Source organism: Mesorhizobium sp. M2C.T.Ca.TU.002.02.1.1, assembly GCF_003997225.1.
Window position 1 is genome coordinate 1 of the sequence record NZ_RZTO01000172.1, and the last position, 9,288, is coordinate 9,288.

A 9,288-nucleotide genomic window follows, 5' to 3' on the forward strand; every position below is an offset into this window, starting at 1 on the left:
ATCTTGTCGTGCTGCCGAAGCACTGGTGGGAAGGCACCAATGCCAACGGCAAGAAGCGTGACATCACCAAATCGACACTGGAGCCGCCGTTGGGCTCGGCCGCCTACAAGATCGCCAGCTTCAAGCCCGGTTCGGAGATCGTCTGGCAGCGCGTGCCCGACTATTGGGGTGCAAAGCTGCCGGTGAAGATCGGCCGTGAGAATTTCGACACGCAGCGCTTCACTTATATCCTGGACGACAACGCCGCCTGGCAGGCCTTCACCAAGGGCGGGCTGGACGACATCAAGCCGGAAAACAGCTCTCGGCGATGGAATACGGCCTACAATTTTCCGGCGGTGAGCGCCGGCGACGTGGTCAAGCAGGTGTTCAAGACCACCTCGCCGGAACCCATGCAGGCCTTCATACTCAACCAGAGGCGGCCGCTGTTCCAAGACCGCCTCGTGCGCGAGGCTCTGACGCTTCCGTTCGATTTCGAAACGATGAACCGCACGCTGTTCTATAATTCGAACACGCGCACCCATAGCTATTTCCAGGGCACGGAGCTGGCGTCGAGCGGACTGCCGCAGGGCAAGGAGCTGGAAATCCTCGAAAAATACCGTGACAAGCTGCCGCCCGAGTTGTTCACGCAGGAGTTCAAGCTGCCGGTCTATGACTCGCCGCAGGCGGAGCGGAAGTATCTGAAGCAGGCGGTGGACCTCTTCGCCCAGGCGGGCTGGGTGATCAAGGGCGGCAAGATGATGAACGCCAAGACCGGCGCGCCGTTCAAATTCGAGATCCTCGGCTGGAACGACACCGACCAGGTCATCGCCAGCCCCTGGATAGCCAATCTGCGCAAGATCGGCGTCGATGCGACGCTGCGGATCATCGACCAGACGCAGTACATCAACCGCGTCAACAATTTCGATTATGACGTCATCACCAGCCAGTTGCAGCAGTCGGAATCCCCCGGCAACGAGCAACGCGACTTCTGGAGCTCGAAGGCCGGCGACACACCCGGATCGCGCAATTATTCCGGGATAAAGAATCCGGTCGTCGATGCTCTCGTGGACCGCATCATCTTCGCCACCGATCGCGACGACCTGGTCGCCACGACCCACGCGCTCGACCGTATCCTTCTGTGGAATTACTACGTCGTTCCGCAATACTATCGCGCGGTGGTGTGGCTGGCCTATTGGAACAAGTTCGGCATGCCGGATAAGCAGCCCAGCTACCGCGGCGCTGACATCGATTCCTGGTGGATCGACCCAGAGAAGGAAAAGGCGCTGGCTGCCAAGTACAAGGGCCTCAATTGATGGGGCGGCGGACTTTGCTTCCTCGCCGCGACTTCCTCGCGCTCGGCGCCGCAGCCGCTGCCGCAGCACTGCTGCCAGGGCGGGCCTTTGCCGACATCCCAACTGGCGTCAAGCTGCATGGGCTGTCGGCCTTCGGCGACCTGAAATACAAGCCCGACTTCACGCATTTCGACTATGTCGATGTCGATGCGCCGCAAGGCGGCACCTTCAACTTCTCGCCGCCCAATTGGGGCGCCAACCAGAGCCCGCAGACCTTCAACACGCTGAATTCCTTCGTCCCCAAGGGCGATTCCCCGCAGCGCATGGAAATGTGCTTCGATTCGCTGATGGTGCGGGCGCTCGACGAACCGGACGCGGTCTACGGGCTGATCGCCGACGGCGTCACGATCTCGGACGACCGCAACAGCTTCACCTTCTCGCTGCGCCCGCAGGCGCGCTTCCATGACGGCACGCCGCTGACAGCCGACGATGTCGCCTTCACCTTCAAGCTGTTGAAGGACAAAGGGCATCCGGACTACGCGCTGTCGCTGACGCATCTGGATGACGCGGCGGCGAAGGACACCCACACGGTCGAGCTCAAATTCTCCGGCAAGCAGTCGGCCCGCACCATCCTCAACGTGGTCGGGTTCCCGATCCTTTCGAAGGCCTTCTTTACGGCCAACCCGTTCGATTCCTCGCAGCTCAATCCGCCGCTCGGCTCAAGCGCCTACAAGGTCGGACGCTGGTCGGCGGGCGCCTGGATCGAATATGAGCGCGTGGCCGACTATTGGGGCAACGACCTTCCGGTCAATCGCGGCCAGAACAATTTCGGGCGCATCCGCATCGAATTCTACCAGGATCGCACCGCCGGCTTCGAGGCCTTCAAGAAGGGCGAGATCCTCTACCGCGAGGAGTTCACCTCGCGCGTCTGGGCAACGGCCTACGACTTTCCGGCTTTCACCACCGGCAAGGTTATCAAGCATGAGTTCCCGGCCGAAACCACGCCTTCGATGCAGGCCACCGCGGTCAACCAGCGGCGTGAGCAATTCAAGGACCCGCGCGTGCGGCAGGCGATCGCGCTCTGCTTCGATTTCGAATGGACACGGCGCAACTTCTTCTACGGTTCCTATGAGCGCTCGCAGTCCTGCTTCGAAAAATCTGACTTCCGGGCCGAGGGCACGCCGACGCCGCAGGAGTTGGCCCTGCTTGAGCCGCTGCGCGGCCAGCTGCCGCCGGAGACCTTCGGCGAGGCGGTGGCGCAACCGCCATCGGATGGGTCCGGGCGGGACCGCAAGCAACTGAGCGCTGCATTGAAGCTGCTCGCACAGGCCGGCTGGAAACGCTCCGGCGATTTCGTGGTCAACGACAAGGGCGGGCGGCTGGCCGCCGAATTCCTGGTCGACGACGAGACATTCGTACAGGTCTATTCGCCCTGGGTCGCCAACATGAAGGCCATCGGCATCGATGCCTCGATCCGTCTGGTGGATTCAGCGCAGTACCAGCTCAGGCAATCGACATTCGATTTCGACCTGCTCTCGGCCGCTTTCAATTTCAGCGCCACGCCGACCCGCGACGATCTGGAAATCTTCTTCCACTCGCGCAGCGCCGCCATATCGGGTTCGCGCAACCTGTCGGGCGTTGCAAGCCCGGCGGTCGATGCGCTGATCGACGCCGTCGGCGCCGCCAAGGATCGTGAAAGCCTGACCACCGCCATGCGCGCGTTGGACCGGGCCTTGCGCGCGCGGCGCGATTGGATTCCAAGTTGGTATCTGGCGAATCACCGAAGCGCCTATTGGGACATGTTCGGCTTCCCCGAACAGAAACCCGATTTCGGCTTTCCGGTCGAGGCGCTGTGGTGGTTCGACAAGGGCAAGGCGGCAAAGATTGGCAAAGCCTGACATCACTGTTCGCGCGGGGCCCGTCGCCTGATGGGCGCCTATATCCTGCGCCGTATTCTTCTCATGATCCCGACTCTGTTCGGTATCATGGCGATCTCCTTCGCGGTCATCCAGTTCGCGCCGGGCGGCCCGGTCGAGCAGGTGATCGCCCGGCTGACCAACCAGGGCGGCAACGATCGCCTCGGCAGCGGTGGCGGCGACGCCGGCGGCGCTAATTTCGACGTTGCCGGCGATGTCGGCTCGAAATATCGCGGCGCGCAGGGGCTCGATCCCGAATTCATCAAGAAGCTGGAAAAGCAGTTCGGCTTCGACAAGCCGCCGCTCGAGCGCTTCGGGATGATGCTGTGGAACTATATCCGCTTCGATTTCGGCGACAGCTATTTCCGCGATATCTCGGTGCTGAACCTGATCCTGGAGAAGATGCCCGTCTCCATCTCCATCGGCCTGTGGATCACGCTTCTGTCCTACCTGATCTCGATCCCGCTCGGCATCCGCAAGGCGGTGAAGGACGGTTCGACCTTCGACATATGGACCAGCGGCGTCGTCATCGTCGGCTATGCCATTCCCGGCTTCCTGTTCGGCATCATGCTCATGGTGCTGTTCGCGGGCGGTTCGTTCTGGGACTGGTTTCCGCTGCGCGGCATCGTTTCGGATAATTGGGATCAACTGTCCTGGCCAGGCAAGATCGCCGACTATTTCTGGCATATGACGCTGCCGCTGACGGCGCTGGTGCTCTCGGCCTTCGCGACGACCACCCTGCTCACCAAGAACTCCTTCCTCGAGGAAATCCGCAAGCAATATGTCGTGACGGCGCGCGCCAAGGGCCTGTCGGAGCGCAAGGTGCTCTACGGCCACGTCTTCCGCAACGCCATGCTGATCGTGATCGCCGGTTTTCCCGGCGCCTTCATCTCGGCCTTCTTCACCGGTTCGCTGCTGATCGAGAACATCTTCTCGCTCGACGGCCTCGGCCTGCTCGGCTTCAAGTCGGTGATCGACCGCGATTATCCGGTGGTGTTCGCCACCCTCTACATCTTCTCGCTGCTCGGCCTGTTCGTCGGCCTTCTGTCCGACCTGATCTACACCTGGGTCGATCCGCGCATCGACTTCGAGCGGAGAGACATCTGATGGCCGAGGCCGCGATCGAAAGCGCGCCGGCGCGGCCCCGCAGGCCATTTCTGTCGCCGCTCAACCAGAGACGATTGCAGAATTTCAAGGCCAACCGGCGCGGCTACTGGTCGCTCTGGATCTTCCTGTTCCTGTTCGTGCTGTCGCTGTTTTCCGAGCTGATCGCCAACGACAAGCCGATCATCGCCTCCTACAAGGGCGAGATCCTGTTCCCGGTCCTGGTCGCCTATCCGGAAGAGAAGTTCGGCGGCTTCTATGCCGTCACCGACTATCGCGATCCGGTGATCCAGGACGAGATCAAGTCCAATGGTTGGATGATCTGGCCGCCGGTCCGCTACTCCTACCAGACGGTCAACAACGCCATTCCGGAACCGGCGCCGGCAAAACCGTCCTGGCTTTACGACAAGAAGACCCGCTGCAGCCAGTATCCGCAAGGCGAGGCCGACGAGAACTGCGCCATCGGCAATTGGAACTGGCTGGGCACGGACGACCAGGCCCGCGACGTGCTGGCACGGGTGCTCTACGGCTTCCGCATCTCGGTTCTGTTCGGCCTGATCCTGACGCTCGGCTCGTCGCTGATCGGCGTCGCGGCCGGCGCGGTGCAAGGCTATTTCGGCGGTTGGACCGACCTTCTCTTCCAGCGTTTCATCGAGATCTGGTCGGCGATCCCGGTGCTCTACCTCCTGCTTATCGTCTCGGCCATCCTGCCGCCCGGTTTCTTCATCCTGCTCGGCCTGATGCTGTTGTTTTCCTGGGTGGCGCTGGTTGGCGTGGTGCGGGCCGAATTCCTGCGCGCCCGCAACTTCGAATATGTCAACGCGGCGCGCGCACTCGGCGTGCCCAACCTCACCATCATGTTCCGGCACCTGTTGCCGAACGCCATGGTGGCGACGCTGACCTTCCTGCCCTTCCTGCTCTCGGGCTCCATCTCGACCTTGACCTCGCTCGACTATCTCGGCTTCGGCCTGCCGCCCGGTTCGGCCTCATTGGGTGAGCTACTGAAACAGGCGCAGCGCAACCTCAACGCCCCCTGGCTCGGCATCTCCGGCTTCATCGTCATCTCGCTGATGCTGTCGCTGCTGGTCTTTATCGGCGAGGCGACGCGCGACGCCTTCGATCCGCGCAAGACGTTCAAATGAGCGAAGCCCTGCTGTCCGTCCAAGATCTGAGCGTCGCCTTCGCGCAGGGCGGTAAGCAATCGATCGCCGTCGACCATGTCTCATTCGACATCGCCAAGGGCGAGACGGTTGCCCTGGTCGGCGAGTCCGGCTCCGGCAAATCGGTCTCGGCGCTGTCGGTGCTGAAGCTCCTGCCCTATCCCGCCGCCAGCCATCCCTCGGGCAAGATCCTGTTCAGCGGCGCCGACCTGCTCGCCATGGACGAGAAGGCGTTGCGCGGCGTGCGCGGCAACAAGATCACCATGATCTTCCAGGAGCCGATGACCTCGCTCAACCCGCTGCACACGATCGAGCAGCAGATCGTCGAGGTGCTGCAGCTCCACCAGGGTATGCGCGATCAAGCCGCCCGTGCGCGCACGCTCGAGCTGCTGACCGAGGTCGGCATCCGCGATCCGCAAAAACGCCTCGACGCCTATCCGCACCAGCTGTCCGGCGGCCAGCGCCAGCGGGTCATGATCGCCATGGCCTTGGCCAACGAGCCGGAGCTTCTGATCGCCGACGAGCCGACGACCGCGCTCGACGTCACCGTGCAGGCGCAGATCCTGGAACTGCTTGCCAAGCTGAAAGCCCGCAAGGGCATGTCGCTCTTGTTCATCACCCATGATCTCGGCATCGTGCGCAGGATCGCGGACCGCGTCTGCGTCATGACCAAGGGCAAGATCGTCGAGAGCGGTCCAACCAGGGAAATCTTCGCCAACCCGCAGCACGACTACACCAAGCATCTGCTGGCAGCCGAGCCGAAGGGCAAGCCGCCCGCGGCCGACCCAAGCGCCAAATCCGTCATGACGGGCGGGGACATCAAGGTCTGGTTCCCGATCAAGAAGGGTTTCTTCCGCAAGACCGTCGACTATGTGAAGGCGGTCGACGGGATCGACGTCACGGTGCGCGCCGGCCAGACGCTTGGCGTGGTCGGCGAATCCGGCTCGGGCAAGACGACGCTCGGCCTGGCGCTCGCGCGGATGATCTCCTCGACCGGCACGATCAATTTCAACGGACGCAACATCGACCACCTCTCCTTCAGCGCCATGCGGCCGCTGCGACGCGAATTGCAGATCGTCTTCCAGGATCCGTTCGGATCGCTCAGCCCGCGTCTCTCGGTTTCCGAGATCATCGAGGAAGGGCTGAAGATCCACGAGCCGAAGCTCTCGGCCGACCAGCGCGACGACAAGGTGGTCGCCGTGCTGAAGGAGGTCGGCCTCGACCCCGAAACGCGCCACCGCTATCCGCACGAGTTTTCCGGAGGCCAGCGCCAGCGCGTCGCCATCGCCCGCGCCATGGTGCTCAACCCGCGCTTCGTCATGCTCGACGAGCCGACCTCGGCGCTCGACATGAGCGTGCAGGCGCAGGTCGTCGACCTGTTGCGCGGCCTGCAGGCCAAGCATAACCTCGCTTATCTCTTCATCAGCCACGATCTCAAGGTCGTCCGCGCCCTTGCCAATGACGTCATCGTCATGCGCAATGGCCAGATCGTCGAAGCGGGACCTTCCGAGCAGATTTTCAGCAGCCCGCAAACCGACTATACGCGGGCGCTGATGGCGGCGGCCTTCAAGATCGAAACCGCACCGACCGGCGTGGTCAGCGAGTAACCGGACCCGCACTGGCGAAACAGGGAAGAAAAAATCCGAGAATGGAAAAAGGCAAAATCCTGCTTGCCGTGACGGCGTTTCATCCGCAGCGCTGGCACCAGCTGCTGGCGGCCGAGCGCGAGGTGGTGCTGGAACCGGCCGGCGCCAGCGACCCCTCGATCGCCTACGCGGTGGTGTGGAAGCACAAGCCGAACCTGCTCTCCGGGCTGCCCAACTTGCGCGCCATCTTCTCGGTCGGCGCCGGGGTCGACCACATCTTCGCCGATCCCGGCCTGCCCGACGTACCGATCGTGAGGGTCGTCGCCGACAATCTCACGCAATACATGACCGAATATGTCGTCTGGCGGGTGCTCGATCACCATCGGCATGGCATGCTCTACCGGGCACAGCAGCCGAAGAAGACCTGGCACGAGCCGCTACAGCGGCCGGCCGGAGACATCTCCGTCGGTATCATGGGGCTCGGCCATCTCGGCCGCGCGGCCGCCTCGGTGCTCTTGTCGCTCGGCTTCGCCGTGAACGGCTGGTCGCGCACCGAGCACCCGATGAAGGGCGTCTCGACCTATTCCGGCGAAGCGGGGCTGATCCCGTTCCTCAACGCCACCGACATCCTCGTCGTGCTCTTGCCGCTGACGCCACAAACCCGGGGCATCGTGAATTACGGGCTGCTCAAGGAACTGCGCCGGCGCAACGGCCTTGGCGGCGCCGTGCTGATCAATGCCGGGCGCGGGCGCCTGCAGAAGGACGCCGACATCGTGCGCGCGCTGGACGACGGCACGCTGAAGGAAGCGAGCCTCGACGTGTTCGAAGTCGAGCCGCTGCCGAAGACCAGCCCGCTGTGGAGCCATCCGAAAGTGTTCGTCACGCCGCATGCGGCGGCGACGTCGGACCCGGCCCATCTGGTGCCGGCCATGCTTCGGCAGATGGATGCATTCGAGCGCGGCGAAAAGCTCGAGAACCTGGTCGACCGCGAGGCTGGGTACTGATTGCCGACTCCATCATCTGGTCAAATCCCAAGCATTGAAGCACTGCTTGATTGCAGTCACAGAGGATAGCCGCAGCTTCGGCAGATCGAGCTCGTCGAACATGGCGCTATAGCGCTTGCGATTTCTCGGCTGCACCACGGCGATATGATGGATCATGTCCCATTTGATGCTGTCGCGCCCGCCTTCCAAGGCGCCGAGCCGGCCGGTCTCGAACAGGGACCGGCGAAAGTAACGCAGCAGACTGGCGGGCGTGGAGACATCCAGCAGGATCAGGCCCGTCGCCCTCCGAAAGCGCTGCGGCATGCAAATCGAGTAGTTGCCATCCATAACCCAGCGCTCGCCGGCGATGGCTGCATCGTGCAGAGCGATGAATTCATCCCTTGAACGCGGCTCCCAGTCTGTATTGGGCAGATGGTGAAGCACGTCGAGGTGAACGGCTTCCAGGCCGCGCTTGCGCGCGATCGCGTTGGCAAGGGTGGACTTGCCGCTGTTGGACGGTCCCAGGATGCAGATGCGGTCGCCAAGGTCCAAGAGATTCATCGGGGAGACTTTCAAGCACGGTCAAACGCTCGGCGATCCGCTCAAGCGCCAAACGAATATCGAATCTCGGCTTCTCAGGAAGGCTTCGCGCCGGGCAGCCCGAACGTCTCCTTCTTCTTCGGCTTGCCGCAGTCGCGGCGCTCGATCGAGCGGTTCATGGCGTCGATCTCGCCGCTCGCCTTGTTGCTGGCGCGCTGCGCCTTGGAGCGCGTGTCGGGAATGAACGGGCCGAAGCCCATCGCCGGATTGGAGAAGCTCGGCTTGGCGGTGACGGGCAGATTGTTCTGCCGCGCCAGTTGATTGCGTTGCGCCAGCAATTGGTCGCAAGGCACATCGTCATATTGCAATGAGGATTGGACATCCTCGTCCTGACGCTCGGCCATCGACGTGCCTCCGACACAGCCGGTAACCGTCAGGCAGGACGCCAACACAACCATGGTCCAGCGCATGGATCCCTCCTTAGGGCAATTCCAGGAAAGGGCTTTCCGTTCGGAATTGCGCAAAACACTTAGGTCACCGCCCCCGCGCTACCCCGACCATGCCATTCAGGCTTTTTCGCAGCAAGGTCCGGATCATGCGGGTGCCGGCTTCCTCACCTCGAGGAAGCCGGCCACGACGGCCAGGCCTTCGACCGGATCGCGCCGGTCGTGCCGGATAATCATGCTCTCCAGCGACAGGACCGCGAGCCCGTTTGCCGTAAGCAGGCG

At 62.8% G+C, this 9,288-nt stretch carries 8 protein-coding genes; 6 read left to right on the top strand and 2 right to left on the bottom strand.

Annotated features, from left to right (window positions below; all coding sequences use genetic code 11):
- The 6 genes from EOD07_RS11975 to EOD07_RS12000 all read left to right on the top strand — a co-directional run.
- A partial coding sequence (locus EOD07_RS11975) for an extracellular solute-binding protein (RefSeq protein ID WP_164772196.1) occupies positions 1-1,292 on the top strand: 1,292 nt, incomplete at its 5' end.
- Positions 1,292-3,169: an extracellular solute-binding protein gene (locus EOD07_RS11980; protein ID WP_127235599.1), complete on the top strand. Its 1,878-nt coding sequence runs from the start codon at positions 1,292-1,294 to the stop codon at positions 3,167-3,169. The genes EOD07_RS11975 and EOD07_RS11980, both read left to right, overlap by 1 nt.
- A gap of 30 nt (positions 3,170-3,199) precedes the next feature.
- Positions 3,200-4,294, top strand: coding sequence for a microcin C ABC transporter permease YejB (locus EOD07_RS11985; protein ID WP_073989436.1), 1,095 nt, complete (start codon positions 3,200-3,202; stop codon positions 4,292-4,294).
- A complete protein-coding gene (locus tag EOD07_RS11990) occupies positions 4,294-5,433 on the top strand; it encodes an ABC transporter permease (RefSeq protein ID WP_040986005.1) in 1,140 nt (379 codons plus the stop codon). Before EOD07_RS11985 ends, EOD07_RS11990 begins: the two co-directional genes overlap by 1 nt.
- On the top strand, positions 5,430-7,058 hold the full coding sequence (locus tag EOD07_RS11995; RefSeq protein ID WP_127235600.1) for an ABC transporter ATP-binding protein: 1,629 nt from the start codon (positions 5,430-5,432) through the stop codon (positions 7,056-7,058). The genes EOD07_RS11990 and EOD07_RS11995 overlap by 4 nt, the downstream gene beginning before the upstream one ends.
- Positions 7,059-7,099: 41 nt before the next feature.
- Complete coding sequence (locus EOD07_RS12000; protein ID WP_073989438.1) at positions 7,100-8,041, top strand: glyoxylate/hydroxypyruvate reductase A; 942 nt, start codon at positions 7,100-7,102, stop codon at positions 8,039-8,041.
- Between the two features lie 12 nt (positions 8,042-8,053).
- Here the strand turns inward: EOD07_RS12000 and EOD07_RS12005 are convergent, their stop codons facing one another.
- Together EOD07_RS12005 and EOD07_RS12010 are read right to left on the bottom strand one after the other, a co-directional pair.
- The gene (locus EOD07_RS12005) at positions 8,054-8,581 is read right to left on the bottom strand and encodes an AAA family ATPase (RefSeq protein ID WP_127235601.1); all 528 of its coding nucleotides are present in this window, start codon (positions 8,579-8,581) and stop codon (positions 8,054-8,056) included.
- Positions 8,582-8,655: 74 nt separating this feature from the next.
- Positions 8,656-9,030 (bottom strand): hypothetical protein, encoded by a 375-nt coding sequence (locus EOD07_RS12010; RefSeq protein ID WP_127235602.1) that lies wholly within the window; start codon positions 9,028-9,030, stop codon positions 8,656-8,658.
- Between the last annotated feature and the right edge of the window lie 258 nt (positions 9,031-9,288).

Excerpts from the sequence above, each read along its gene's own strand:
- EOD07_RS11980 (WP_127235599.1), top strand. The coding sequence starts at position 1,292 with ATGGGGCGGCGGACTTTGCTTCCTCGCCGCGACTTCCTCGCGCTCGGC.
- EOD07_RS11985 (WP_073989436.1), top strand. The coding sequence starts at position 3,200 with ATGGGCGCCTATATCCTGCGCCGTATTCTTCTCATGATCCCGACTCTG.
- EOD07_RS11990 (WP_040986005.1), top strand. The coding sequence starts at position 4,294 with ATGGCCGAGGCCGCGATCGAAAGCGCGCCGGCGCGGCCCCGCAGGCCA.
- EOD07_RS11995 (WP_127235600.1), top strand. The coding sequence starts at position 5,430 with ATGAGCGAAGCCCTGCTGTCCGTCCAAGATCTGAGCGTCGCCTTCGCG.
- EOD07_RS12000 (WP_073989438.1), top strand. The coding sequence starts at position 7,100 with ATGGAAAAAGGCAAAATCCTGCTTGCCGTGACGGCGTTTCATCCGCAG.
- EOD07_RS12005 (WP_127235601.1), bottom strand. The coding sequence starts at position 8,581 with ATGAATCTCTTGGACCTTGGCGACCGCATCTGCATCCTGGGACCGTCC.
- EOD07_RS12010 (WP_127235602.1), bottom strand. The coding sequence starts at position 9,030 with ATGCGCTGGACCATGGTTGTGTTGGCGTCCTGCCTGACGGTTACCGGC.